Here is a 25,384-nt window from a genome sequence, read left to right as displayed (position 1 = left end):
GTGATGGTTAGGTTACTCCCTCAAATAGGCAAGGCACTTATCTATTTCGCGGATGTATTCGTTGAGGCGCAGTTTCAGCTCGTTGACATTGGCCGGTTCGCCGGCTATGGTATTGACAAGTTTAGTGATATTCTCCTGATTGTGGAAATCCTTGAGCTGCCGCTCCCGGTCGCGCACGTCGGCCCGGAGCTGCTCCACAGTCGTCTGGGCATCGGCCAGCTCCTCGCGCAACTGCTGATAGGCAGTCACTAAGGTGTTCACCTGCCGCTCCAGGCGGTCTAGTTGAGCAAGCTGCTGGGAGGAAGCCATTTTTTTGGTTTTGTTTGGGTTGAAGTTAGGCAGCTTGAGTAAATCTTCCGCACCAAACCATTTGTCATTCCGACGAAGGAGGAATCTGAGTAGAACCGCTTTACCGATTCCACCCAGATTCCTCCTTCGTCGGAATGACAGGCGTTTACTTCCGAATCAGGGCCCCGGCCTGCTGCTCGAACTGCTGGATGAGGCGGTTCATCACCGAGTCGATGGCCTGGTCGGTGAGGGTCTGGGTGCTGTCCTGGAGCAGGAAGCTGACCGAGTAGCTCTTCTTGCCTTCACCCAGGTTGGGGCCTTCGTACACGTCGAACACGTTTACCTGCTGCAGCAGTTTCTTCTCGGTGCGGCGGGCAATCTGCTGGAGCTGGTCGAAGGTGACGGTTTTATCCACCACCACGCTCAGGTCGCGGCGCACCTCCGGGAACTTGGGCAGCTCGCGGGCCACGAGGCTGTTCTTGTACTTGCGCATCAGCCAGTCCCAGTCCAGCTCGGCGTACCACACAGGCTGGCTCACGTCGAGCTTCTTCAGCCACACGCCCGACACGGCGCCGAGCTGGGCCACGGGCTGGTTCTGGGCCAGCAGCGTGAGGCCGCCGGCCAGTTGCGGGTGCTGCACCGGCTGCGAGGTGGGCGCCGGGAAGCCCAGCGCCGCCAGCACCTGCTGCACGGCCCCGGCCAGCTGGTGGAAGCTGCTTTTCTCGGATTTCTGCTGCCAGGTTTCGGCCGCAGTGTTGCCGGTCAGGTAGAGCACCAGCTTGTTGCGCTCGTCGTAGCTGCCGTCGGGCTTGAGGTGGTAGGTTTTGCCGAACTCGTAGAGCTTCAGGTCGCGCTGGCGACGGTTGACGTTGTGGCGCACCACTTCCAGGCCGCTGGGCAGCAGGCTGGGGCGCAGCACGTTCAGGTCGGCGCTGTTGAAGTTGAGCAGGCGCACCAGCGTCTCATCGGTTTCGCCTTCCTTCTCGAAGTAAAGCGAGTTAGTGATAGAGTTGGTGATGATTTCCGAGAAGCCCTGGCCGCTGAGCAGCCGCGCCGTGTTCTGGCGGATGATTTCGGGGTCGGGGTTGGGGAAGCTGGCCAGGTAGGTGGCCGAGTTGTGCGGCCGCAAAGCCACGTGGTTGTAGCCGTAGATGCGTAGGATTTCCTCGATGATATCAGCCTCGCGGGTCACGTCCACCTTGTGCGGCGGCACGCTCAGAATCCACTCCGTGTGGCCGGCTTCATTGGTTAGCTCCTCGCTGATGAGGATGTCGAGGTCGGTGAGGATCTGGCGGATGCGCTCCGGCGCGATGAACTGGCCCACCAGCTTCTCCACGCGCGGCAGCCGCAGCCGCACCAGCGTGTGCCCGATGGCAGTGGGGTACTCATCCACGATGGGCGCCACGATGGTAGCGCCGGCCACTTCCTGCAGCAGCAGCGCCGCCCGTTTCAGGGCAATCAGCACCATGTTGGGGTCGGTGCCGCGCTCGAAGCGGAAGGAAGCGTCGGTTTTGAGCTGGTGCACCTGGCCGGTTTTGCGCACGGCCGCCGGCTGGAAGTAGGCGCTTTCCAGGAACACGCGGGTGGTAGCGTCGCTCACGCCCGAAGTTTTGCCGCCAAATACGCCGGCCAGCGCCATCGGCGTGCCATTGGCGTCGGCAATTACCAGGTCTTCGGCGCGCAGCGTGCGCTCGGTGCCGTCGAGGGTGGTGAACTTCTCGCCGGCTTCGGCGCGCTTCACCCGGATGTGGTTGCCGGTAATCTGGTCGGCGTCGAAGGCGTGCAGGGGCTGGCCCAGCTCGTGGAGCACGAAGTTGGTCACGTCCACCACGTTGTTGATGGGCGAGAGGCCGATGCTGCGCAATCGGCGCTGCAGCCACTCCGGCGAGGGGCCTACCTGCACGCCTTCCAGCAGCAGACCGGCGTAGCGCGGGCTGGCTTCGATATCTTCAATCGTCACCTGGATGTTCTGCGTGGCCTCGGCGGGGGCTTTGAACTGGCTGAGGTCGGGCAGCTGGCAGGGCTGGCGCAGCAAAGCGCGCAGCTCGCGGGCCACGCCGTAGTGCGAGGCCGCGTCGGCGCGGTTCGGAGTCAGCCCGATTTCGAACACCGAGTCGGAGCCCAGGCCGAAATAGTCGGCGGCGGGCGTGCCGTTGGGCAGGTCGGTGTCCAGCTCCATGATGCCAGCGTGCGAGGTACCCAGCCCGATTTCGTCTTCGGCGCAGATCATACCTTCAGACGCCGCGCCGCGGATTTTGCTTTTCTTGATCTTGAACGGCTCGCCCTGCGCCGGATAAAGTGTGGCGCCATCGAGGGCTACCACCACTTTGAGGCCGGCGCGCACGTTGGCGGCGCCGCACACAATCTGGCGCGGCTGGCCGTCGCCTACGTCCACGGTGGTGAGGCTGAGCTTGTCGGCGTCGGGGTGCTTTTCGCAGGTGAGCACCGTGCCCAGCACCACGCCGCGCAGGCCGCCCGGAATGCTTTCCAGCTCCTCAATGCCTTCCACTTCCAGCCCGGAGCCCGTCAGGAGCTGGCCGATTTCCTCGGCGGGTTTATCGGTCGGAATCAGGGTGCGGAGCCAGTCGTAGGATATTTTCATGGTAAGTCGTTGAGGATTGATTGCCCGCGGCGCACGCGGCCCAGGGCTGAAGCCCGGGGCTACGGAGCGTTTCAGCACCGGACGCTGACTAGCCCAGGGCTTCATACCCGTGGGCATTGGCACCGTTGCGGATGCGTCAGTTCAGCAAAGGTACGGAATTGACGTAGTGGCCGAAAAGTGTCGCGCGGACTTCAGCCCGCAGCTTCTCCACATCGTGCAACAAGGCCTGCAATGCAGGGCGAGCTACGGACTGAAGTCCGTGCTACCTTATTCTTTGTAGGCCTTCTCGCCGGCCGGAATGTCTATGGCCAGGCGGTTATCCTGGGGTGGCACGGGGCAGGCGAAACCGTCGTTGTAGGCGCAGAACGGGTTGTAGGCGGCATTGAAGTCGAGCACGATTTCGGTGTCGCCGGCGGCGGGCCGGGTGGCGTCGAGGTAACGGCCGCCGCCGTAGCTGCCGCGGCCGTTGGTGCGGTCGGTGAACGGAATGAACAGGGTGGAATCCTTGCCGTCGGCCTTCAGAAACAAAGTCAGCTTGTATTCCTGCTTGCTCAAAATGAAGCTGGCCCGGCCCCAGCGCAGGTACTTGTCGGCCTTGCCGGTGGTGAGGGGCAGCTCCACGGTGTCGCGCTGCGGAAACTGCTCCAGCTGCGCCTCGAAGCGGTAGGCCGGGTCGGCGGCGTAGTAGTTCAGGCTGTCGAAGGTGTTGCGCTGTTCCTCGCTGAGCGGTGAGCCTTTCACGCGGCGGAAACTGTCGTCCTTTTCCTTGCGGGCTTTGCGCAGGCGGGCGGCGTACTGGCCGTCGTTGAAGACAAGGTCCTGCAGGAAATAGCTGATTACGAGCAGCAGGCCGAGGCCGACGAGCAGTTTGGGGTTGATACGCATGGCGGCAAAGGTACTGGCTGCGGGGTGTTTCGGTATTATGCGCAAGTAGGGAGGTGTAGAGACGCAATATTTTGCGTCTCGTCATTGAACGGCCGGAACCGCGCCGGTTAAACAACGTCAGCAACGACGAGACGCAAAATATTGCGTCTCTACATCGGGCTAGCTGGTTTTACAGCATGCCTTCGTCGGCGAAGCTGAAGTAGCCGGCGTCGGTGTAAATCAGATGGTCGAGGATGGGCAGGTCGAGGAACTGACCGGCTTCCTTGAGCTTACGGGTGAGGGCAATGTCGGCGGCGCTGGGGTTGCGGTTGCCGCTGGGGTGGTTGTGCACCAGAATCACGCTACTGGCCAGCTGCTCCAGCGCCTCCTTGAAAATCAGCTTCGGGTCGGCGACGGTGCCGGCTACCCCGCCGCGGCTGATGCTGACGGTGCGCATCACCACGTTGGCCCGGTTCAGGAGCACCACCCAGAACTCTTCGTGCGGCAGATCCTGCAGGTGGGGCTGCACCACACGGTAGATGTCGCGGGAGCAGGTGATGGTGGTGCGGGCCGGGGCGTCGGCCTCCTTGCGGCGGCGGCCTAGCTCCAGCGCCGCTATAATGGTAATGGCCTTGGCCTCGCCAATGCCTTTTTGGCGCATCAGCTCCTTCAGCGAGAAGCGGGCCAGGGCGTTGAGGTCGTTCTGAGCGGCGCTGAGCACCAGCTTGGCCACGTCTACGGCCGAGAGCTTGGCGGTGCCCGAGCCCAGCAGAATGGCCAGCAGCTCGGCGTCGGAAAGGGCCGCGCGGCCCTTCTGCATCAGCTTTTCGCGGGGCCGGTCTTCCTCAGCCCAGCTCTTGATACCGAAAGAGGCCGGGGTTTCGTACGGCATAGCGGCGGCTTCCGGCGCCGGCTTATTTTCAGACAGATTGTCAACGGCTTGCATACGGCACTGAGGTTGCAGGGAGCCGGCAAGTAAAGTAAAAACCCTGTTCTTTCGTCTGCCCTGGCAGGCTGGCCGACTGAACCAATTCCGGCCAGCCGAGTTTCTACCCCCGATATGCTTCGTTCCCTTTCTGGTATTCTGTTTCTGCTGCTGTTTCTGGCCGCCGAGTGGTATGGCTTCCAGGCCGTCCGCACGGCGCTGCACAGCGCCTCTCCCGTCACGCGCAAAACCGCCGACTTCCTCTACTGGCTCCTGACGGTGCTGCTCTGGGGCATTGCCATCTGGGCCATGGCCACCCGGGCCCAGGGCCACGCGCCCTACAAGGCTTACCTCACCAGCATGCTGCTGGGCTTGCTGCTGGCCAAAGTGGTGGTACTGCTGTTCCTGTTCCCCGAAGACCTGGTGCGCGGCATCCGCAGCCTGGCCCAGCGCTTTTCGGGCCAGCCGGCCGGCGCGGCCGGCACGGGCATTTCGCGCAGTGAGTTTCTGAGCAAAATTGCCCTCGTGACGGCCGCCGTGCCGTTTGTGGCGCTGGCCTGGGGTATGCTGAAAGGTGCCACCGACTACCGCGTGAAGCGCGTAACGCTGCGCTTCCCCAACCTGCCGACCTCGTTCGACGGGTTCAAGCTGCTGCAGATTTCCGACCTGCACACCGGCAGCTTCGCCTCCACCGAGCCGCTGCAGCGCGCCGTGGCCCTCATCAACCAGCAAAACGCCGACCTGGTGGTGATGACTGGCGACCTGGTCAACAACATTGCTACCGAGGTGGAAGACCACATCGACACGCTGGCCCAGATCCAGAGCAAGCTGCAGAAGCTCTCCATCCTCGGCAACCACGACTACGCCGACTATGTGGACTGGACCGAGCAGGGCGGCGCCGCGGCCAAAGCCGCCAACCTCGACCGGCTCAAGGGCAACCACGCCAAAATCGGCTGGAAGCTGCTGCTCGATGAAGCCCACCACATCGAGCGCAACGGCGAGAAAATTGCCATTCTGGGCATTCAGAACTGGGGCGCGGCCATGCGCTTCCCCAAATACGGCGACCTGGCCAAGGCCCATGCCGCCGCCGACCCATCGGCCCCGTTCAAGATCCTGCTCTCGCACGACCCTTCGCACTGGGACGCGCAGGTGCGGCCCGAGTTTCCGGACGTGGACCTGACGCTGTCGGGCCACACCCACGGCATGCAGTTCGGCGTCAATCTGCCTTTCTTCAAGTGGAGCCCCGTGCAGTACGTGTACCGGCAGTGGGCCGGGCTCTACAAGCAGGGCCAGCAGTACCTGTACGTGAACACCGGCCTGGGCTACCTCGGCTACCCCGGCCGGGTGGGCTTCCTGCCCGAAATCACCGTGTTTGAGCTGCGCCGGGCCTAAAAGCCAAACAAACCCGGCCACCAAGCGTTTTTTTACCCGGCAGACGGCCGGCAACCGACAACAGGATGTCGGAAGGGCGCGTCTGCCGTAACCTTCTTTGTATTCCTTGTATGAAGCCTGTTCATTGGCGCCCGTTGTGGCTGAGTGCAGCCATCGGGCTGGCCGGCTGTTACGGCAACACGGTGCCCGGCTCCACCTCGTCCATCGGCAGCTCGGCGCCCATCGATACCACGCTGTACGCGCCTCCTGCCAAAGGCCCCCTCACCTACCGGGGCCGGCAGCCCCAGCTCGAACAGCCACTGCCAGCCAGGGTCAAGACTGACACGAACGTAGCTGCGCGCATCCAAACACCGCGCTCAGCAACGTACGTGCCTGCCGCCCGGCCCCGCCCGGCGGCTTCCACGCTGCCCGCCACCCGCCGCGTGCAGGAAGCTACCGAGCAGGAGCTGCAGGCGCTTTCGCCGGTGGGCAAGCTGCCGGCGTCGCCCGTTCCTCAGACGGATGTCACGTCGCGCACGCCGGTACCAGCCTCTCCCCCAAACAACCTGTCCACCACTGATTAGCAGTTGGCGCCGGATATGTCACCCCGGCCGCGTGATACGGCGCGGCTGTGATGGGCGGTGGTGCCTTCATCAGAGAGTTGAATCAGGAGCGAAAGGAAGCCTTATCAGGCATAAAATCCTGGGCAAGGCGGCGTGAGTATGGGTGGCGGCAACTGAATTTCCAATGGCACCGTATACGCGCCATTGGATTTTTCCTACCCTACTCTCTCCCTTTTCCACAACCCCTCTCTACAATGAAAAAGACCCTGCTCCTGCTTTCGGCTGCGGCTGCCTTCACGATGGCTTCGTGCTCCGACAACAAGACCACCGAAACGGCCACCACCACGGATGGCATGACCACCACGACGACCACGACCACCACCACGGCCTATTCCGACGACGCCATCCAGCAGCGCGCCGACCGGATTGCTGCTGCCATGGCCGCCAAGATGAAGTTCGATGATGCCACCCGCGAGAAGGTGCGCACTGTGTACATCAACCGCGGCAAGCGCCTCGGCGAGCTGCAGGCTCAGTACGCCACCGACACCACCGGTATGGCTGCCGCTATGCGCACCGCCTACATGGACGCCGACACTGAAATGAAGTCGGTATTCACCGACCCCACCCAGTACTCGGCCTACGAAACCAGCCGCATGGACTACCGCGACGACCTGTACATGGATGACATGAGCAGCACGCCGGAAGTAAGCACCACCGATGCTTCGGCTTCAAACAGCTCGATGAGCATGGAAGAAGGCAAAACCAAAGGTGCCGACGGCAGCAAGGTGAAGGTATCGGCCGACGGCGACGTGAAGATCAAAGATGCTGAAGGCAACAAAATGAAGGTCGACGGCGACGACGGCACCATGAAGACCAAAACCGAAGACGGTAAAACCAAAGCAGAATAATCGGCCTACGGCCTGTTTTGGCAGGCTGCCCACGCTGATAAAGGTTTGTTCTGTTCGTCGGGGCAGACCTTCAGTTGGCCGATTACGGTTTGCTGACCATTATCAAAGCCCGAACCTGCAACGGTTCGGGCTTTTTTTGGCTCTGTTGTTGGCTACCTTGCCGGTTGCTGGCCTTATTTCTGGTTGATGAGCGTTTTGATTGAGTATTTGCGCAGCTGGCTGCGGTTGTTTTTGCGGCGCACCGCCTGGGGCCGCCTGCTGGCCGGCAGCACCGGGGCCCTGCTGCTGGTGCTGCTGTTCTGCGGCGCTGCCACGGCGCAGGTCCGGATTTCGGGCTCGGTGCTGGAAGCCGGCACCGGCCGCACTATTCCCGGCGCGGCCGTTATTGTGCAGGGCACCGGCCGCGGCACCGTAGCCGACCAGGAAGGCGACTTCCGCTTGGATGCCGGCAACCGCGACACGCTGGTATTCCGGGCCCTGGGCTTCCGGACGCGCCGCATACCGCTGGGCGGCACCGGCCTCTCGCAGCTGGTGATGCAGGTGATGATGGTGCGCGACAGTGTGCTGCTGGGCGAAGTGCGCGTGACGGAAGGCCGCCCTGACCGCGCCGCCATCAACCGGGCCCTGCGCAACATCAAGCGCCCAAGCACCGCCCCCACCAGCGCCGTGAAGCGCCCGCCGGCCCCCCGCCCCCTGTTCCCGGTAGATACCCTTGCGCCCAAGGCCGTGGCCCCCACCCTGGCCAGCCCCGTCAGCCTGATCTACGAGCAGTTCTCGCGGGCCGGCCAGGAGCGCCGCAAGATGGAGGAAATCCGGGCCCAGGAAGCCGCCGAGCAGGCCCGCAAAGCCCGCCTCAAGTACAACAAAAACTTCAAGGACAACCGCGGCTACGAGGTGAAGTAGCACTGCGGTGGTATGGCAGGGCTTGTCCCACAGAGCAAAGCGAAGCACGACGGTCTTGGTGCTTCTTGGTTCTGTTACCAACCCGCCCACCGGCCCTGCCGTAAGCCCGAAGATGAAAATCGGGTATCCCTGCATGAATAACTCGTTGGAATGCACTTCGGCGTCCACGTTCCGGCTGGCCTCTTATTCAGAGGAGCGGCTGGTAGAAACCGTAGCGTCCAATCTGGCGTGTCTGCGCCGCATTCTGGAGTACAACGTGGCCCACGGCCTGCTGTTCTTCCGCATCGGCTCCGACATCGTGCCGTTTGCCTCGCACGCCGTCAACACGTTTCCCTGGCAAACGCACTTCGCGGCCGAGTTTCGCGCTATCGGCAACTACATCAAGGCCCACGGCATGCGGATTTCGCTGCATCCCGACCAGTTTGTAGTGCTCAACTCGCCCAACCCCGACATCGTGCAGCGCAGCATTGCCGAGCTGGTTTACCAAGGCGCGATGCTGGATCTGATGGAGCTCGACAGCACGGCCAAGCTCCAGATCCATCTGGGCGGCCTCTACGGCGACCGGGAAGCCGCCATTGCCCGCTTCATTGCGGTGTGGCACACGCTGCCGCCGGCCGTGCAGGTGCGCGTGGTGGTTGAAAACGACGACCGGCTTTTCAGTTTGCAGGACTGCCTGCAGCTGCACGCCGCCACCGGCCTGCCCATCCTGTTCGACAACTTCCACCACGAGTGCCTCAACCACGGCGAGCCCATGGCCGAGGCCCTGCGCCTGGCCGCCGCCACCTGGCACCCCACCCGCGACGGGGTGATGATGATGGACTACAGCTCCCAGTCGAGAGGCGAGCGGAAAGGCAAGCACGTTGGTGCCATCGAGGAAGACCTGTTCCGCGAGTTTGTGCAGCAGCTGCAGGGCCTTGATGTCGACATCATGCTGGAAATAAAGGACAAGGAAGCCAGTGCCCACCGCGCCTGCACCATCCTGCGCGACCTGTCGATGGTGCCGGCGGCCCCGGCAGGCTACGTGGCTCCCAACTTTCCAGCGGCCGGTCAGCCGGCGGCGCCCAAATCCCGTAAACCCCGCAAGTCAGCAGCCGCCGGCCCGGCCACTCAGGCCTAAGCCGGCAGCCGCGGCTACTCCTTCTTCCCTCGTTACTGTTTCCCTTCCCATGGCCAACGACCTGCTCAACGCTACCGTCCACTCCCTAAAAAACGGCCTCACGGGCATCCCCGTCAGCGCCGCCATCGACAACACCGAAACTTGGCAGCAGCAGTTGCTGCAAAGCGGCGAGCCCGCCCTGCAGGACATCGGCCGCGAAATCGGCAATCTGCAGTCGCTGCTGAGCAGCGGCTCGCTCGATGCCGCCGCCATTGGCCGCTCGCTCAGCATGCTGGGCACCCAGACCAACCAAGCCGTAGCCAGCGCCCCCGCCGACCTGCAGGCCGGCCTGCGCGACCTTGGCGACCTGCTGCTGCAAGCCGGCGGCAAGCTGGAAGGCTAATTCCGGCATCATTACTAGGCAAAAAAGAAAGGCCGCTCCCGAACAGGAGCGGCCTTTTTTATGAGCAGGCAGAGCTACTATTAGCGCTGCGGTGGTACGGTGGTAGTGTTGGTAGTGGTGCGGCGCGTGCTGGTACGCTGCCGGCGCGTGGCGGCCGGGTTGGGCACAGTGGTGGTACGCGTGTTCATGGTACGGTCCTGCATGGTGCCATTTTGCATGGTACCGTTCTGCATAGTGGCTGGCTGGTCCGTTACGATGGTACCGGTGCCCATCTGCGTGGGGTTGGTCGTTGTGGGAGTGCGCTGGTCTAGGGTGCCGGGGTTGGAAGGCGTGGAGGCCGGTACGGTGGTCTGGTTCATGGTGCCGCCGCGCTGGGGCACGGAGGGCGAAACCTGGGCGTTGGCCGCTACGGCGGTGGTCAGTAGGAAAGCAGCGAAAAACAGGGACTTTTTCATAATCAGGAAAGACAAGTCGGATGGAGGTAATGGGCGCTGCCAGCAGGCTGCGCCCTCTACCTTCTCATACGGACATCCGGCCCGCCCGACTTGATTTGCCCTACTTATTTCTCGTGCACAATTCTGATATTCAGCATTATATATATAAAACAACTGTACTATAAGCAAGTATTTATCACCCCTGAATGAAGCTGATGCGCCCGGCCGCTGTCCCTGCCGAAAACAAAAAACTCTGACCGCAGGGCCAGAATCTGATGGGGTGATGCTTGCAGGGCAGCGGCCTTATACGGCCTGGTTGCGGGGCTGCTGCTCGGCCTGAAACTGTGCCAGCAACGAGGGGCTGGCCAGCAGCAGCGTGGCGTAGCCTTTGGGCATTTCGGAGTACTGCAGGCGCAGCTGGGGGTTTTGCCAGTACTGCCCCGTGGCCGTGGCGGCCGGCCCGTAGGCTTTGGCCAGCAGATTTTGGATACCCCGGCAGTTGGCCTCGCCCAGCACACGCACCTCAATGCAGCACAGCTGGTCTTTGTAGAAGCCGTAGCTGACGCCGGTGATGCGGTAGCCCCCCAACGTCAGGGATTCGTCGGAGCGGCTGAAGTAGCTGATAGAAGACGGCGCACCAAGGCGCTGCTCGGGCACCAGATTGCGGAACTGCTGGCGGGGCATACCCAGCCAGGTAGCGTGCAGCGCAGCAGGCAGCTTGGCAATGCGGAACTGCGAAGCACGCTGTTCGGTGGCTACGGGGGGCCGGCCCGCCTCAGCGGCAAACGTGCATAACAGCAGAAGCAAATAGGTCAGCCCATGTTTCATAGCCTCAGCAAGATAACAAAGACTGCAATATTTCCGGCTATTACCTCGCCCCACACGCAACTTTTCGCCGCGGCCGGTGTCGGGGGTGCGCCGAAGTGCTGCTGGCAGTAGCTGCTGCCCAAGGCATGGGTCCGAAAACAAAAAACCCGCCTTGCAAGCTGCAAGGCGGGTTTCAGTGGAGCCGCAGGGATTCGAACCCTGGTCCAGACAAGGAAGGCGTCGAGCTTTCTACGTGTGTATCTATGCTTGGATTTTCGAAGGAAACCAGGCGCACATCAGGCCCTTGATTTCCCCTTATCTGTTTGAGTTTCGCGCAGGCGTCACAGCGCCACCTACGCTATCCTAACTCTTACGACGCCCCGAACTCACCCGTGAGAAGGAATACGGGTGCGGGACGATGGCAGTGCGTAGTTCTAAACTAGGCAGCCATGGCGTAGCTATACTCGCCAGTTATTGTTTGGACGGCTTTTTTTACGGGAGATTCATCCAACTCCCGACACGCTTACTCGCGACATGCACAAGCTGTCAATTCCGGTCGGCCCCAATTGAGAAAGAACATGCCCGCCACCGAGGTAGCGGGGTGCGAATGTACGCACATCGGGAAGAAAACGTTGCCAACGGCCGAAAATGTTCCGTTTTGTTATGCCGACCGCAGGGAGGAATCTGAAACGCGGATTGTGCAGATTGCTCAGATTACACAGATGTTGAATGACCGAAATCCTCGCAATCCGGTAATCCGCGTTTCAGATTCCTCCCTGCGGTCGGAATGACAGGCGGCTATTTCACCGCCACCTTATCGGGCTGGAAGGCGGGGGCGCCGGTTTGCCACAGGCCGAAGGCCATCAGGTCGGCAATGCTTTCGAACTGCTTGAGGCGGGAGTCGCCCATGCCGTGGCCGGCTTCGTAGTCGGTGAAGAACAGCACGGGCCGGCTACCGGCGTTGCTGGCCTGTAGGCGCGCCGCAAACTTGGCCGGCTGCCAGGCAATGACGCGCGGATCGTTGAAGCCGGCCGTGACGAGAGTGGCCGGGTACTGGGTGCCGGGCTTGAGGTGGTGGTAGGCGTCCATTTCCAATAGGGCCTTGGCCTCATCTTCCTTGGTCATGGTGCCGAACTCGGGGATGTTGACGGGGCCGTTGGGCGAGTTTTCCATGCGCACAGGGTTCAGGCAGCCCACTTCCGGAATGGCGACGGCAAACAGGTCGGGCCGCTCCGTCATGGCCCGGCCGATGAGGATGCCGCCGGCGCTGCCGCCGTTGATGGCAATTTTACCGGGCGCGGTGTAGCTGTTCTTGGTCAGGTACTCGGCGCAGGCAATGAGGTCTTTCCAGGTGTTGGGCTTGGTGGCTTTCTGGCCGGCTTTATGCCAGGCCTCGCCCAGCTCGCCCCCGCCCCGCACGTGCGGGCAGGCCAGAATGCCACCCTGCTGCGCCCACAGCAAAAACGGCGGCATAAACGTGGGCTCCATGGAAACAGAATACGCCCCGTAGCCCACCATCAGCACCGGGGCCGAGGCGTCGCGCTTCAGGCCTTTCGGGTAAATCAACGACAGGGGCACCTGCACCCCGTCGTGCGAGGGCACTAGCACTTCCTCCACCACCAGCCCGGCAAACTCCGGGTACTGCGCCTCCGACGACAGCGGCTCGGGCGTGAACTGCCGGCTGGCCGGGCTGTAGCGGTAGCGCTGCCGGTCGGTGGTCCAGCCGCCCAGCGTCACCCACACGTCCGACGACTGCGCGTTTTTGTTGGTCAGCTCGATGCGGCCGGCGGCGCGGGGCAGCTTCAGCTCCTGCGCGGCTTTGCCGCCCCGGGGCACGAAGTACAGCCGGGCCTCCACCCCGTTGCGGCTGCGCACGAAATACACGCCGTCCTTGGTGGTTTTCAGCTGCTCGTCCATGATGGATTCGTCGGCGCTTTCGGGCACCAGCACCTCGGCCGCGGCCACGTTGGGGCGGGCGGCGGGCATGCGCATGAGCTTCTGCCGGGGCGTGTTGCGCGACGTCACGAAGTAGATGTGCTGCTCGTCGGTGACGAAGTTGGTGACTTCATCGGCAGGCCGGAACAAGGGCTGCCACGGGATATTGGGCTTGGTGAGGGTTGCCGCCGGGGCGTAGAACACGTTCAGGTAGCGGTCCACGGAGTACAGGAAGCCATAGGCCTGCTTCGTGTCCCGGTCAATGCCCGCGTAGGGGTAGTCGGAGGGCTTGATGCCGAGCTTTGGGTAGAGCTGGCTGGAGAAGACAACCTGATCCTGGGCTACGGGCGTGCCCAGGCGGTGCAGGCGGCACTGGGTGTTCTGGCGGGCGGCCATGTCCTTCAGGTCGCCGTTGTTGTAGGGCAGGTAGGCCAGGGTCTGGTTGTCGGGCAGCCACTCGCCGCCGCCCCGGTTCAGCGGAATCTGCTCGGGGAACAGCTTGCGAGTCTTCACATCCATAATCAGCGTGTTACCCAACTCCGAACCCTTTTCACTGATGCCGAACGACACCTTGGAGCCGTCGGGGCTGGGCGCAAAGCCGTTGATGTTGTACACCTTGCCTTTTTCGTAGGCTTCGGGGTCGAAGAGCAGCACTTCCTGGCCCTTATACCCGTCGCGGCAGTAGAGCTTGGGCTGCTGGTCCTGAGGGCGGGATTTGTAGTAGAAGTACCGGTCGTTGTCGGCCACGCGCAGGTCGGTTACGCGGGCTGCCTTGCGCTTGTCGATTTCCACCATTTTATCAATCAGCCCCTGCCGGCCCGGAATGGCGTCGAGGGTGCGGCGCGCGTACTCGCTCTGGGCTTTCATCCAGGAAGCCACGGCGGGGTCTTGCAGGTTTTCCAGGTTGCGGTACGGGTCGTCCACCTTCACCCCGAAATAGGTGTCGGAAGCCGGCCCCGTGGGCGCGGCGGGCACGGAAGACTGGGCCAGGGCGGCGGTACTCATCAGCAGGCCGCCCAGCAGCGGCAACAGAACGGGGTGTTTCATAGGAAAAACGAGTAGGGGAAACAAAACAGTCAGCAGCACCTTCACCACGGGGCCGGCTGCATTGCCCCAAATCCTACCAAATCAGCTGGTTACTGCTTTCACAAAGGAAAGGCAGTGTACCTGGCAGGCATTTCATAACCTGCTGCGGATCGGCGCACAAATAGAAAATAAATTCTATTAAATATACTCATAATCACATCATCGTGTGACTAGCCGGGCGGCTGCAATCCGGCAGCAAATCCGGTAGTCGGTGGCGGCAGTCGGGCGGAATCGGGCGGGCGGTTGCGTATCTTTGCCGGTAGCTCGTATGGAAAATTTTGTTGTTTCGGCCCGGAAGTACCGCCCGGCCACGTTTCGCAGCGTGGTGGGGCAGCAGCACGTAACCACCACTTTGCAGAACGCCATTGCCTCGCAGCATCTGGCCCAGGCGTTTCTGTTCTGCGGCCCCCGGGGCGTGGGCAAAACCACCTGCGCCCGGATTCTGGCCAAAACCATCAACTGCGAGTTTGTGGAGGAGCACGTGCGCAAAAGCCGGCCGGTTTCGGAGCTGATTAAAACTCAGCCCGACATCGTGCCCGACGCGCTGCTGCAGGCCCCGGACCCCGACAATACGCCCTTCGAGCTGGAAGCCTGCGGCAAGTGCTCCTCGTGCCGGGCCTTCCAGGAAAACGCCTCGTTCAACGTGCACGAGCTGGATGCAGCCTCCAACAACTCCGTCGAGGACATCCGCAGTCTGGTGGAGCAGGTGCGCTACGCCCCGCAGCAGGGCCGCTTCAAGGTGTACATCATCGACGAAGTGCACATGCTCTCGAATGCGGCCTTCAACGCGTTTCTGAAAACGCTGGAGGAGCCGCCGAGCTACGCCATCTTCATTTTGGCCACCACCGAGCGGCACAAGATTATCCCCACCATCCTGTCGCGGTGTCAGATTTTCGACTTCAACCGCATCAAGGTGGACGACATGCGCAACCACCTGCGCTACGTAGCCACCCAGGAGCAGATTCAGGCCGAAGACGACGCTTTGCACCTGCTGGCCCAGAAGGCCGACGGCGGCCTGCGCGACGCCCTGAGCATGTTCGACCAGATGGTGACCTTCTCGGGCCAGAACCTGCGCTACCAGGACGTGGTGCAGAACCTGCACATTCTGGACTACGAGTACTATTTCCGGCTGATTGACGCCCTGCTGACCGAAAACCTGAGCGCCACGCTACTGTTGCTGGATGAGGTGATGCAGCAGGGTTTCGACCTGCACAACTTTGTGGTGGGCGCGGCCGAGCATCTGCGCGGCCTGCTGGTGTGCAAGGACCCCGTGACGGTGCAGCTGCTGGAAGTGTCCGACAACATCCGGGCGCGTTACGTGCAGCAGGCGCAGGCGGCTCCCCTGCCCTTCCTGCTCTCGGCCCTGAACCTGGTGAGCCTCTGCGACCGGGAGTTCAAGCAGGCCAAAAACCAGCGCCTGCACGTGGAGCTCACGCTGATGAAGCTGGCCTACCTCAACAGCGCCGTGCAGTTTGCACGCGACCTGCAGGGCGGCGCGGCCGCACCAGCCGCCAACGGCGAAGCGAAAAAAAAAAGCCCTAGCCCAGCCGTAGCCCCCGCCCCGGTAGCAGCGCCAACATCGGCCCCGCCGTTGGCACCAGCCGCCCCCGCCGCTAACGGCCGCCTAGTGGCCGACGGTACGGCCGAAGCTCCGGCTGTGTACAGCGCCGCTCCAGCCACCGAACAACGAACAACGAACAACGAACAACTAGCCCACGCCCCCGCCGACCCTGAGCCCATTGTGCCGGTGGAAAGCGGCGTGGAGGAGTTGCACGACACGCCCAGCATCGAGGACGAGACGGCCACCCAGGTGCCCACCACCCGGCAGTTGCGCGATACCGTGCCACACGTGGAAATCGGGGCGCCCAGCATTGCCGGCCACGAGCCGGGCCAGATGGCCGTAACGGCCGCGCCCATGCCCCCGCCCCGCCCCGGTATGCCGCCGGCCGGCAAGCCGCTGGGCCTCGGCACCAAGCTGCCCGGCCTGGGTAGCCTAAGCGCCATGAAGGCCCAGATGGAGCAGAAAGCCGCCGCCGGCAAAGCCGCTACCGAAGCCGAGCCCAGCGGCCCCACCACCGGCCTGCCCGCCATCAATGACGAGGTGCTACAGCGTGTGTGGAAGGAGCTGACCGAGGAGCGCAAGCCCATCAGCATGATGCACTACAGCCTGCTCAACCGCCCCGTACAGGCCAACGAGCAGCACATGATTCTGCTGCGCGTGGATAACCCGGTGCAGGAAGACCTGTTCAACGAGCTACGCTCGGAGTTTCTGGGTGAGCTGCGCCGCCGCACCGGCTACCCGCGCCTGAACGTGACGGTGGAAATCGTGGAGCGAGTGGAAACCGGCCGCAAGCTCTACACCTCCTCCGACAAGATGGATTACCTGATGGAGAAGTACCCAATGCTGAGCGAGATGAAGCAGAAGCTGGGCCTCGACGTAGACTAGCTCACGGATTTTAGCGGGTTGTGCTAGGCGGTTGTGGTGCTACGAATTCCCCAAAGGGGTTCGCAGCACCACTATCGTTGAACGACCATCGGTAACCAACCATCGTTGAACGCCCCTCACTGACTACCCATCGTGCAGGCATCAGCAACGATAGTGGTACTACGAACCCCTTTGGGGAATTCGTAGCCCCCCCCCGGCTGCACCGTCCACAAAATCCGACCAATCCGTTTAATCCGGAGAAATCCGTGATTCTCATAAGCATTTTTTCGCACTTCGCGCCGGAAGGGCTGCGGCGGAGCTTTTTATTCCCGGGGGGGCCGCCTATCTTTGGTTCCTTAATTTCCTTCCCGCTCTGCTTTCCGCGCTGGCCTTCCTGTGAAAAAACCGCTTCTGTTTCTACTTCCGGCCCTGGCCACGCTCGGTCTTACCCAATGCCAGACCAGCAAGCCCGCTACCACGGCAGCCACCGCTACCCCCGCCGCCAGCCCGGAAGCTCCCAAGCAGAAAGAGTACAAGTACCAGACCGTAGAAGGCGACCCGCTGAAAGCCCGCATCTACACGCTGGATAACGGCCTGACCGTTTACCTCTCCGACTACGACGACGCCCCGCGCATCCAGACTTACCTGGCCGTGCGCGCCGGCTCCAAGAACGACCCGGCCACCGCTACCGGCCTGGCGCACTACCTAGAGCACATGGTGTTCAAAGGCACCTCCCGGCTGGGCACCCAGAACTGGGCTGCCGAGAAAGTGGAACTGGCCAAGATTGAGGCCCTCTACGAGCAATACCGCGCCCAGCGCAACGACCCCGCCGCCCGCAAGCGCACTTACCACCAGATCGACTCGATTTCCAGCGTGGCGGCCAAGTACGCCGTGGCTAATGAGTACGACAAGGTAATGGGCGCCATCGGGGCCAAGGGCTCTAACGCCTACACCTCGGTGGAGCAGACGGTGTATCAGGAAGACATTCCGAGCAACCAGCTGGAGAAGTGGGCCGCCATCCAGAGCGAGCGACTGGGCGAGATGGTGCCGCGCCTGTTCCACACCGAGCTGGAGGCCGTGTACGAGGAGAAAAACCGCGGCCTCGACAACGACTTCAGCAAAGAGTATGAGGCTCTGAACCGGAGCCTCTACCAGAAGCACGAGTACGGCACCCAGACCACCATCGGCACCATCGAGCACCTGCAGAACCCGTCCATCACGGAGATTAAGCGGTATTTCGACAAGTACTACGTGCCCAACAACGTGGCGCTCTGCCTGAGCGGCGACCTGGATTACGACCAGACCATCCGCGTCATCGACCAGTACTTCGGCCGGCTGCAAAGCAAGCCGGTGCCGGCCTTCACGCCCGCCCAAGAAGCGCCCATCACGGCGCCTCTCGTGACGGAGATTGTGGGCCCCGACGCTGAAAACGTAATGCTCGGCTTCCGCTTCCCCGGCACGACTACGCGCGAGGCGCTGGTGCTGCGCATGGTGGACAAGCTGCTGAGCAACGGCCAGGCTGGTTTGATTGACCTGAACCTGAATCAGCAGCAGAAGGTGCTGCAGGCGGCCTCGTTCACCGACATCAACAACGATTACTCCTCGCATATCCTCTACGCCACGCCCCGCCAGGGCCAGAAGCTGGAGGAGGTGCGCGACCTGCTGCTCGCCCAGCTCGACAAGGTGAAAAAGGGCGACTTCCCCGACTGGCTGATTCCAGCCATCATCAACAACGAGCAGCTGCAGCGCACCAAAAGCTACGAAAACAACGAGTCCCGCGCCGGCGCCTTCGTGGCCGCCTTCGTGGCCCGCACGGACTGGAAGGACTACCTGAAGCAGATCAACGACTTCGGCACCATCACCAAGGAAGAGGTGATGCGCGTGGCCAACCAGTACTACGGTCCCGGCTACGCGGCCATCTACAAGCGCACCGGCAAAGACGCCAACGCCGTGAAAGTGGTGAAGCCGGCCATTACGCCGGTGCCCGTGAACCGCGAAGTGGCCTCCGACTTCTACAAGCAGGTAACCGGCCTGAGCAGCCCCGAGCTGCAGCCGGTGTTCGTGGATTACAAGAAGGACATTCAGGAAGTGAAGCTGGCCTCGGGCGTGCCGGTGTACTACACCCGCAACACCGAAAACAACCTCTTCAACCTGTTCTACGTGCTCGACCTGGGCACCAACAACGACCCCAAGCTGGGCCTCGCCACCGACTACTTGCAGTACCTGGGCACCGACAAATACACGGCCGCGCAGCTGCAGCAGGAGTTCTACAAGCTGGGCTGCTCCTTCGCGGTGCAGAGCGGGCAGGACCGCACTACCGTCAGCCTTTCCGGCCTCGACAGCAACTTCGAGCCGGCTTTGCAGCTGTTCGAAAGCCTGCTGGCCGCGCCCAAGCCCGATGCCGCGGCCCTCAAAAACATGGTGGCCGGCGTGCTGAAGTCGCGCCAGGATGCCAAGCTCAACAAGCAGGTGATTCTGAGCCAGGCCATGGTAAATTTCGCCAAGTACGGCCCCAAAAACCCCTTCACCACGCAGCTGAGCGAGAAAGAGCTGAAGGCCCTGAAACCCGAGCAGCTCACCGCCACCATCAAAACCATCCCGACCTACCAGCACCGCGTGCTGTACTACGGGCCGCGGGCGGCAACCAATGAACCGTTGGCTGTTTACAAAGGGCAAGATCCACGCCCAAATGGGAATGGCGTTATTGGAGGAGGACTGATCTGGACGTTGAACGCCTTGCACCGCGGCCCGGCCAAGCTCACCCCTACCCCGGCGGCCAAGGACTTCGCGGAGCAGGCCATGAACCAGCGCAAGGTGTACTGGGTGGACTACAATATGGTGCAGGCCGAAATCCTGTTCCTGACCAAAGGCACCATCTACGACAAGGCCCTAGTGCCGACCACCAGCCTCTACAACGAGTACTTCGGCGGCAGCATGGGCAGCATCGTGTTTCAGGAGCTGCGCGAGAGCAAGGCGCTGGCTTACTCCGCCTCGTCGCGCTACGCCAATGCTGATAAGGCCGGCCGCAGCAGCTACAACCTCAGCTACATCGGCACCCAGAGCGACAAGCTGCCCGAGGCCATGGCCGGCATGAACACGCTGCTCAACGACATGCCCGTGGCCGAAGCCAACCTGCAAATCGCTAAGAACGCCATCCGCAACAGCATCGCCACAGAGCGCATCACCAAGGCCGACATCCTGCTCAGCTACGAGCGCGCCCGCCGCCTCGGCCTCGACTACGACCTGCGCCGCGACGTGTATGAGCAGACGCCTAACATGAGCTTCCAGGACCTGCAGAAGTTTCAGCAGGCCCGCGTGAAAGGCCAGAACCAAACCATTCTGGTGATTGGCTCCAAAGACCGCCTCAATTTCAAGGAGCTGGCCAAGTACGGCCAGGTCCAGCAACTTACCCTGAAAGAAATTTTCGGGTATTGACGCCGGCTGAACGTCATGCAGAGCGCAGCGAAGCATCTCGCGTGCTGACGCCGGAGTGGTAATACCGTCCTGGCGAGATGCTTCGCTCCGCTCTGCATGACGTTCAGAAAAGCGGCCCTTCTCAACTAAAACCCTAAGTCCCAAAGTACCTTCAACAATGGCAGAACAGAAAATCACCATCAAAAACGGCAAGCTCAATGTGCCCGACCAGCCGACCATTCCTTTCATTGAGGGCGACGGTACGGGTCCGGACATTTGGGCGGCTTCCGTCCGCGTATTCGATGCCGCAGTGGAGAAGGCCTACGGCGGGTCGAAGAAGCTGGTGTGGAAAGAGGTGATGGCCGGGGAGAAGTCGTTCAAGCAGTCGGGCAACTGGCTGCCCAACGACACGCTGGAGGCGTTCCGCGAGTACCTGGTGGGCATCAAAGGCCCCCTGACCACGCCCGTAGGCGGCGGCATCCGGAGCCTGAACGTGGCCCTGCGCCAGGAGCTGGACCTGTATGCCTGCGTGCGCCCCGTGCGCTGGTTCGACGGGGTGCCTTCGCCCGTGAAGCACCCCGAGCTGACCGACATGGTCATCTTCCGCGAAAACACCGAGGACATCTACGCCGGCATCGAGTACATGAACGGCACGCCGCAGGCCCAGAAAATGCTGGAATTTCTGCAGGATGAGATGGGCGTGAAGAAAATCCGCTTCCCCGAAACCTCCTCGTTCGGTATCAAGCCGGTGAGCAAGGAAGGCACCGAGCGCCTCGTGCGCGCCGCCATCAAGTACGCCATCGAGCACAAGAAGCCTTCGGTGACCATCGTGCACAAGGGCAACATCATGAAGTTCACGGAGGGCGCCTTCAAAACCTGGGGCTACGAGCTGGCCGAAAAGGAATTCGGCGACAAGGTGTACACCTGGGCCCAGTACGACAAGGTGCTGGCCAAGCAGGGCCAGGAAGTGGCCGACGCCCAGCAGAAAGCGGCCCTCGACGGCGGCAAAATCCTGATCAAGGACAGCATCGCCGATGCCTTCCTGCAGCAGATTCTGCTCCGCCCCGCCGAGTACTCGGTGGTGGCCACCCTGAACCTGAACGGCGACTACATCTCCGACGCGCTGGCCGCCATCGTGGGCGGTATCGGCATTGCGCCGGGCGCCAACATCAACTACCTCACCGGCCACGCCATCTTCGAGGCTACCCACGGCACGGCGCCCAAGTACGCCAACCAGGACAAGGTGAACCCTGGCTCCGTGATTCTGAGCGGCGCCATGATGCTGGAGCACCTGGGCTGGAACGAAGCCGCCGCCCTCATCTACAAAGGCCTCGAAGCCGCCATTGCCGCTAAGCGCGTCACCTACGACTTCGAACGCCTGATGGAAGGCGCCACGCTCCTGAAATGCTCGGAATTCGGCGACGAGATTATCGCCCGGATGTAATAGCTTGGCAGTAGTCAATTAATCATTGAAAAACCCCGCGCCAGCCTTACGGCCAACGCGGGGTTTTTCAATGATTAATTGACTACTTGGTGATTTCTGTACGCTCAATTATTTTTTCAACTCTCTCATTCACTTTAAATGCGGCTATCAAAAGATCATATATACCATATACGCTCCAGCCAAAAATAGAAAATTTGACAGCCTTGAGCAATCTAACCTTGGAATACCACATATTTTCTGGAATTTTTATAAAAGAAATATCAACAACTTCCCAAATCATTATAAATACAACTATGACAAAGGAAGTAAATAAGAATATCATTATATCCTCTAACTCACTAATAAGCATACTCATTCTACTCTTACTTTCTTTTTTTTCATCTTCAGTGTAATTCTTAGCATCTATAATCCTCTGCCTTCCCTTATCAACGAGGGTCATCACAAATGTCACGACAGAAAAAGCAAAGCCTAAAAATATACCCAAATACCCTAGGAGAAACTCACTTTCAGCGAATTTTATCTGAGGTATATTCACCAGCACGAAGGCACCCAAAGCAAAAAGGGCTCCGAAGAGTATAAACCCCAAGCTTTGAATCATTTTTTTCACTACAGCGGCCTGTTATTGTTCAATTTGTCTGCTTGATCTATTTCTTCTTCAAGAACATCTGGAGGGATGTTAATAGGGTCTTCCGGCATTTCTACACTTTTAGGTCTAGTGTGATTTCCCACACTAACTATTCTACCTAAACTATCACGTAATTTAACGATAAAGTTGCCAGCACCGGAAGATACAGTTCTGATAATTTCTTCAAATTCCTCTCTTCTCAATCTTAATTGACCAAACTTATTTGAGAGTATTAACTTAAATTTTGTAAAGTTAGTTTCCTCGTATGCTTCACGAATATCTATATTACTTCTAAACCTTGACCCGAAGAAGTTTGGTGGATCTATGTCCAGTACTAAAGAGTATAATTCTTGAGCATTTTCAATTTCAGTCCAGATATATTCCGCATAACTAATAGCATCAATAGCTACAGTTACTCTTTGATCCTCTAGTGTCTTTTCAAAAAAATCCTTCACTCTACTGACTATAGAATCAACATCCCTAAAAGAACTAAATTTTTCTTGAACCAATAATATTTGACGTGGAATATCTACAATAAAATAACTATATGGATAAATAACATCCTGTTGGTTCGTAATTCCCGTTTCTCCTGCTTTAGGCTCTAAAACTATATCCTCACGCGCTATTTGCAGAGCATATGTACCAGCATTTATTTCAATTTGATAATAAATCAAATATCTTTTACCTTTAGCATTGAATGCAAATAGGCGACTTTCGTTTATCCTAGAAATTGCGAGCTCCAATAGCTGCCGCTTAGATAACTCTTGTTCAAATGCATCCATTTGAGCTGGCTTAGATAGCATAAGCCTGAAGGCATAATAGTTTGCCATATTTGCTGATCGATCGTTACTATTTTGACATTTATTCTCAAAGTTAGTGGAAACTTTATCTTGTAGCTTTTCGGTTCAGCTGGCTCCACTTGCCTCCATCTGGCGCGAGTTTAGCGAAGGGTAACTCATGGACAGCCCATTAGGTAGAGGCTGTGCCTCCACTGCCGCAACGCGGTAAACAGATCACACGCCACCCGTTTAGTATCGTGCTGGCAGATAAGGTACAGCCTCATGATATGGGTCGTCACGAGTTACGCTATGATAAACTCGTGCCAGCGCCCAAAACTGAAACAGGGCACCCGGTGGGTGCCCTGTTTCAGTTTTGGGGAAGTGGATACTATTCGTCCTCTATCAGGTCGAAGGCCAGTTTCTCGGGGGCTACGACATCAGGATAGTTACTGCCGCGCAGCACCAGGGTGTAGGCTTTGCCGGGCACCAGCGTCACGGCCTGGTTGAACAGCGGGTCGTAGTTGCCGTTGGTGCGCGAAGCGTAGAGCGTGTAGGCGCGGGCGTCCACGGCCTGATAGCCGGTGATGGAGCCCCAGGCCACTTCCGGGTAGAGAGCAGCAGGCGCGGCCGACTCCTCAATGCGCACCGGCGTGGATTCGGCGGCCAGGTTGAGCACCCGCAATTGGGCCTTGCCGGCCACGGGAGCCGGCAGCGCCGCCTCCTGCACTACCCGCGCCGACGTCTGGCTGCCGTTGCTATACGTGAACAGGGAATAGCGCTGGTCTTTGGCAATCGGCAGCCGGCTGAACGACACCCAGCCGGAGCCGGAGCTGACCGGCAGCGCCACCTGCACCGCCCGCTCGCCAGACGACAGCGCCTGGTAGGGTGATGCCGTAGCAATGGCGGCAGCGGGCCCCAGCGACTGAAAGTCCACTTGGAGCTGCACGGCGCCCTGCTGCACGTTGCTGCCGGGGCGCACGGCCAGGTTGTTGACCACCCGCACGTAGCCGGGATTCACCACGGGGGGCACCACGGGCGAGGGGGCAGTTGGAGCAGCGGCAGGTGCGGGTAGGTCGTCGTCTTTGGCACAGGCCGAAAACAGTATGGCCGTAGCAGATAGCGCGAGGAGTAGGGCGTGTTTCATTGGGGTAAACGAAAAAGGTAAAATAGTTCCCATCCGGTGCCAAAATCTGTGCCAACTGTTCCCGGCGCGCTGTCTCTTCCTGGTCATGGATCAGCACCCAGCAGGTAGCCAAGCCCTGCCGGAGCGCCCCGCCTGACGCGCGTTTAGCACATCATAACTCATAGCCAGCCCCTGATATGGAGGCGGTGCCTCCACCGCCGCGACGCGGCAATCCGGCCCCGCGGCATCTGGCGGTTCTGGCGGGCGAGTTGAAAACTCGCTTCATGAGCCGGTACACGTACGCTGCGCTGAACTCATGCAAGTGCAAACGTGCCTTGTTGCTGTCCTGTCAAGAGCAACCCAATCACTGCTAGCTACTGACCCAGGGCCCCAAAGTCGCGCAGCACCAAGGCCACAAACCGTTGCTGACTTTCACTGAACGGCTTTACACGGGCCACCAGCGCCTGCCAGCGCTCCAAGGTTTTTGCCTCTGTCAGATCGTAGTTCCAGTGGTAATGGCCATTCTGCAGCACCAGCTTGCCGCGGCTGTCGCGCCACACGTAGGTCAGCAGGTGCTCGTCGGTGGGCAGGTGCAGCACCTGGGTGCCCTCGTCGCCCACGCTCACGAACAGGAACGCCTGCCGGTAGTAGCACAGCGTGCGGTGGCCCTCCTTATCGGAGGATGACAGCGCGCCGCCGCCTTTCAACTGTTGCAGTAATTGCTGCTGGCACTGCGTCACGGTAGCCCCTGCCGGCGCGGGCAGCCCCCAATTGCCATAATCTTGTTTAGCCATAGCCCCAAGGATACGGAATACCGGCGTCAGTGCCCCCAGACGCTGCCAGGGCAGGAGTTACTGCTCCCTGCCCACCGCGCCGCCGGCCAGCTCAACGATAACCGGCGGCTTGGCCGGCGCGTACAGCCCTCATATTCCATCCCTTGACTTTCCAGATTATGAAATCTTCCCTGTTTCTTGCAGCCCTGCTGGTAGCCGGTGTAGCTACCGCCTCGCAGGCCCAAACCACGCCGGCCCCCACTACCACCAACACCCCCGCCACCACCACGTCGCCGTCGGGCGTGCGCCAGGGTGCCACCATCGAGACCCAGCTCGGCACCGGCACCCGTGAGGGCAACTACGGAGCCCCCGCCACTTCCGGCGTACCGGAGCGCACTGCCCCCACCACCACCCAGCCCCAGGGTGCCACCATCGAAACTCAAATTGGCACCGGTACCCGCGAAGGCAACTACGGCGCCCCCGACCCTGCCACCATGCGCCCCTCCGACAAGCGCAAAATGAAGACCAACAAGACGAAGACCAAGATGTAGTTTCCCTCTTCGGGCTAGCCCGTCCGGCGCCCCCGCCGCTGAAACTTGCCGTTCATCTGGCAGGT

Annotated in this window: 20 protein-coding genes, 1 other RNA gene and 1 pseudogene; 10 read left to right on the top strand and 12 right to left on the bottom strand. The window is 60.7% G+C overall.

The window, feature by feature from the left end:
* Window positions 1-12: 12 nt before the first annotated feature.
* The 4 genes from O9Z63_RS00760 to radC form a co-directional block, all read right to left on the bottom strand.
* On the bottom strand, window positions 13-309 hold the full coding sequence (locus tag O9Z63_RS00760; RefSeq protein WP_044014152.1) for a hypothetical protein: 297 nt from the start codon (window positions 307-309) through the stop codon (window positions 13-15).
* 145 nt (window positions 310-454) lie between these two features.
* Complete coding sequence (gene pheT, locus O9Z63_RS00755; protein WP_270127343.1) at window positions 455-2,890, bottom strand: phenylalanine--tRNA ligase subunit beta; 2,436 nt, start codon at window positions 2,888-2,890, stop codon at window positions 455-457.
* A gap of 267 nt (window positions 2,891-3,157) precedes the next feature.
* Window positions 3,158-3,775: a DUF1684 domain-containing protein gene (locus O9Z63_RS00750; protein ID WP_270127342.1), complete on the bottom strand. Its 618-nt coding sequence runs from the start codon at window positions 3,773-3,775 to the stop codon at window positions 3,158-3,160.
* A 169-nt stretch (window positions 3,776-3,944) separates the two neighbouring features.
* Window positions 3,945-4,700, bottom strand: coding sequence for a RadC family protein (gene radC, locus O9Z63_RS00745; RefSeq protein WP_408613555.1), 756 nt, complete (start codon window positions 4,698-4,700; stop codon window positions 3,945-3,947).
* Window positions 4,701-4,814: 114 nt separating this feature from the next.
* On the opposite strand from radC, the gene O9Z63_RS00740 reads away from it, so the two are divergent.
* From O9Z63_RS00740 to O9Z63_RS00715, 6 genes are all read left to right on the top strand, one after another.
* Window positions 4,815-6,071, top strand: a complete 1,257-nt coding sequence (locus tag O9Z63_RS00740) for a metallophosphoesterase (protein WP_270127341.1) — start codon at window positions 4,815-4,817, stop codon at window positions 6,069-6,071.
* Window positions 6,072-6,181: 110 nt separating this feature from the next.
* Entirely contained in the window at window positions 6,182-6,634 is a 453-nt protein-coding gene (locus O9Z63_RS00735) for a hypothetical protein (protein WP_270127340.1), read from the top strand.
* A gap of 233 nt (window positions 6,635-6,867) precedes the next feature.
* Complete coding sequence (locus O9Z63_RS00730) at window positions 6,868-7,521, top strand: hypothetical protein (protein WP_270127339.1); 654 nt, start codon at window positions 6,868-6,870, stop codon at window positions 7,519-7,521.
* Between the two features lie 186 nt (window positions 7,522-7,707).
* Window positions 7,708-8,424 carry a carboxypeptidase-like regulatory domain-containing protein gene (locus O9Z63_RS00725; protein WP_270127337.1) on the top strand — a complete coding sequence of 239 codons (717 nt, stop codon included), beginning with the start codon at window positions 7,708-7,710 and terminating at the stop codon, window positions 8,422-8,424.
* Between the two features lie 112 nt (window positions 8,425-8,536).
* Window positions 8,537-9,541: a UV DNA damage repair endonuclease UvsE gene (uvsE, locus tag O9Z63_RS00720; protein ID WP_270127336.1), complete on the top strand. Its 1,005-nt coding sequence runs from the start codon at window positions 8,537-8,539 to the stop codon at window positions 9,539-9,541.
* Between the two features lie 49 nt (window positions 9,542-9,590).
* Window positions 9,591-9,923, top strand: a complete 333-nt coding sequence (locus O9Z63_RS00715; protein WP_270127335.1) for a hypothetical protein — start codon at window positions 9,591-9,593, stop codon at window positions 9,921-9,923.
* Window positions 9,924-10,003: 80 nt separating this feature from the next.
* On the opposite strand, the gene O9Z63_RS00710 is transcribed toward O9Z63_RS00715, so the two are convergent.
* The 4 genes from O9Z63_RS00710 to O9Z63_RS00695 form a co-directional block, all read right to left on the bottom strand.
* On the bottom strand, window positions 10,004-10,378 hold the full coding sequence (locus O9Z63_RS00710) for a hypothetical protein (protein WP_270127333.1): 375 nt from the start codon (window positions 10,376-10,378) through the stop codon (window positions 10,004-10,006).
* Window positions 10,379-10,660: 282 nt separating this feature from the next.
* Window positions 10,661-11,185: a hypothetical protein gene (locus O9Z63_RS00705; protein ID WP_270127332.1), complete on the bottom strand. Its 525-nt coding sequence runs from the start codon at window positions 11,183-11,185 to the stop codon at window positions 10,661-10,663.
* A gap of 173 nt (window positions 11,186-11,358) precedes the next feature.
* Window positions 11,359-11,728: a transfer-messenger RNA gene (ssrA, locus tag O9Z63_RS00700) on the bottom strand.
* Window positions 11,729-11,962: 234 nt separating this feature from the next.
* Window positions 11,963-14,146, bottom strand: coding sequence for a prolyl oligopeptidase family serine peptidase (locus O9Z63_RS00695; RefSeq protein ID WP_270127331.1), 2,184 nt, complete (start codon window positions 14,144-14,146; stop codon window positions 11,963-11,965).
* 307 nt (window positions 14,147-14,453) lie between these two features.
* On the opposite strand from O9Z63_RS00695, the gene dnaX reads away from it, so the two are divergent.
* The 3 genes and pseudogenes from dnaX to icd all read left to right on the top strand — a co-directional run.
* On the top strand, window positions 14,454-16,631 hold the full coding sequence (gene dnaX / locus O9Z63_RS00690; RefSeq protein ID WP_270127330.1) for a DNA polymerase III subunit gamma/tau: 2,178 nt from the start codon (window positions 14,454-14,456) through the stop codon (window positions 16,629-16,631).
* 375 nt (window positions 16,632-17,006) lie between these two features.
* Window positions 17,007-20,045, top strand: a complete 3,039-nt coding sequence (locus O9Z63_RS00685) for a M16 family metallopeptidase (protein WP_270127329.1) — start codon at window positions 17,007-17,009, stop codon at window positions 20,043-20,045.
* 154 nt (window positions 20,046-20,199) lie between these two features.
* Window positions 20,200-21,468: pseudogene (gene icd / locus O9Z63_RS00680) on the top strand (NADP-dependent isocitrate dehydrogenase); the annotation flags it as partial.
* Between the two features lie 82 nt (window positions 21,469-21,550).
* Here icd and O9Z63_RS00675 read toward each other — a convergent pair.
* The 4 genes from O9Z63_RS00675 to O9Z63_RS00660 form a co-directional block, all read right to left on the bottom strand.
* Window positions 21,551-22,075 carry a hypothetical protein gene (locus tag O9Z63_RS00675; RefSeq protein ID WP_270127327.1) on the bottom strand — a complete coding sequence of 175 codons (525 nt, stop codon included), beginning with the start codon at window positions 22,073-22,075 and terminating at the stop codon, window positions 21,551-21,553.
* Window positions 22,075-22,896, bottom strand: a complete 822-nt coding sequence (locus tag O9Z63_RS00670; protein ID WP_270127326.1) for a hypothetical protein — start codon at window positions 22,894-22,896, stop codon at window positions 22,075-22,077. Before O9Z63_RS00670 ends, O9Z63_RS00675 begins: the two co-directional genes overlap by 1 nt.
* 364 nt (window positions 22,897-23,260) lie before the next feature.
* A complete protein-coding gene (locus tag O9Z63_RS00665; RefSeq protein WP_270127325.1) occupies window positions 23,261-24,016 on the bottom strand; it encodes a DUF4397 domain-containing protein in 756 nt (251 codons plus the stop codon).
* A 353-nt stretch (window positions 24,017-24,369) separates the two neighbouring features.
* Window positions 24,370-24,789: a hypothetical protein gene (locus tag O9Z63_RS00660; protein WP_270127324.1), complete on the bottom strand. Its 420-nt coding sequence runs from the start codon at window positions 24,787-24,789 to the stop codon at window positions 24,370-24,372.
* A 158-nt stretch (window positions 24,790-24,947) separates the two neighbouring features.
* Between O9Z63_RS00660 and O9Z63_RS00655 the strand changes: the two genes are divergently transcribed.
* Window positions 24,948-25,319: a hypothetical protein gene (locus tag O9Z63_RS00655; protein WP_270127323.1), complete on the top strand. Its 372-nt coding sequence runs from the start codon at window positions 24,948-24,950 to the stop codon at window positions 25,317-25,319.
* Window positions 25,320-25,384 lie beyond the last annotated feature (65 nt).

Origin of the sequence: Hymenobacter yonginensis, from assembly GCF_027625995.1 — a bacterium.
Taxonomy (GTDB): domain Bacteria; phylum Bacteroidota; class Bacteroidia; order Cytophagales; family Hymenobacteraceae; genus Hymenobacter; species Hymenobacter yonginensis.
Note: the sequence above shows the minus strand (reverse complement) of the source record. Positions and strands in the feature narration are given on the sequence as shown.

What these genes read in the sequence shown, in the direction of transcription:
- O9Z63_RS00760 (WP_044014152.1), bottom strand. Translation starts at nt 309, where the DNA reads ATGGCTTCCTCCCAGCAGCTTGCTCAACTAGACCGCCTGGAGCGGCAG.
- pheT (WP_270127343.1), bottom strand. Translation starts at nt 2,890, where the DNA reads ATGAAAATATCCTACGACTGGCTCCGCACCCTGATTCCGACCGATAAA.
- O9Z63_RS00750 (WP_270127342.1), bottom strand. Translation starts at nt 3,775, where the DNA reads ATGCGTATCAACCCCAAACTGCTCGTCGGCCTCGGCCTGCTGCTCGTA.
- radC (WP_408613555.1), bottom strand. Translation starts at nt 4,700, where the DNA reads ATGCAAGCCGTTGACAATCTGTCTGAAAATAAGCCGGCGCCGGAAGCC.
- O9Z63_RS00740 (WP_270127341.1), top strand. Translation starts at nt 4,815, where the DNA reads ATGCTTCGTTCCCTTTCTGGTATTCTGTTTCTGCTGCTGTTTCTGGCC.
- O9Z63_RS00735 (WP_270127340.1), top strand. Translation starts at nt 6,182, where the DNA reads ATGAAGCCTGTTCATTGGCGCCCGTTGTGGCTGAGTGCAGCCATCGGG.
- O9Z63_RS00730 (WP_270127339.1), top strand. Translation starts at nt 6,868, where the DNA reads ATGAAAAAGACCCTGCTCCTGCTTTCGGCTGCGGCTGCCTTCACGATG.
- O9Z63_RS00725 (WP_270127337.1), top strand. Translation starts at nt 7,708, where the DNA reads ATGAGCGTTTTGATTGAGTATTTGCGCAGCTGGCTGCGGTTGTTTTTG.
- uvsE (WP_270127336.1), top strand. Translation starts at nt 8,537, where the DNA reads ATGAAAATCGGGTATCCCTGCATGAATAACTCGTTGGAATGCACTTCG.
- O9Z63_RS00715 (WP_270127335.1), top strand. Translation starts at nt 9,591, where the DNA reads ATGGCCAACGACCTGCTCAACGCTACCGTCCACTCCCTAAAAAACGGC.
- O9Z63_RS00710 (WP_270127333.1), bottom strand. Translation starts at nt 10,378, where the DNA reads ATGAAAAAGTCCCTGTTTTTCGCTGCTTTCCTACTGACCACCGCCGTA.
- O9Z63_RS00705 (WP_270127332.1), bottom strand. Translation starts at nt 11,185, where the DNA reads ATGAAACATGGGCTGACCTATTTGCTTCTGCTGTTATGCACGTTTGCC.
- O9Z63_RS00695 (WP_270127331.1), bottom strand. Translation starts at nt 14,146, where the DNA reads ATGAAACACCCCGTTCTGTTGCCGCTGCTGGGCGGCCTGCTGATGAGT.
- dnaX (WP_270127330.1), top strand. Translation starts at nt 14,454, where the DNA reads ATGGAAAATTTTGTTGTTTCGGCCCGGAAGTACCGCCCGGCCACGTTT.
- O9Z63_RS00670 (WP_270127326.1), bottom strand. Translation starts at nt 22,896, where the DNA reads ATGCTATCTAAGCCAGCTCAAATGGATGCATTTGAACAAGAGTTATCT.
- O9Z63_RS00665 (WP_270127325.1), bottom strand. Translation starts at nt 24,016, where the DNA reads ATGAAACACGCCCTACTCCTCGCGCTATCTGCTACGGCCATACTGTTT.
- O9Z63_RS00660 (WP_270127324.1), bottom strand. Translation starts at nt 24,789, where the DNA reads ATGGCTAAACAAGATTATGGCAATTGGGGGCTGCCCGCGCCGGCAGGG.
- O9Z63_RS00655 (WP_270127323.1), top strand. Translation starts at nt 24,948, where the DNA reads ATGAAATCTTCCCTGTTTCTTGCAGCCCTGCTGGTAGCCGGTGTAGCT.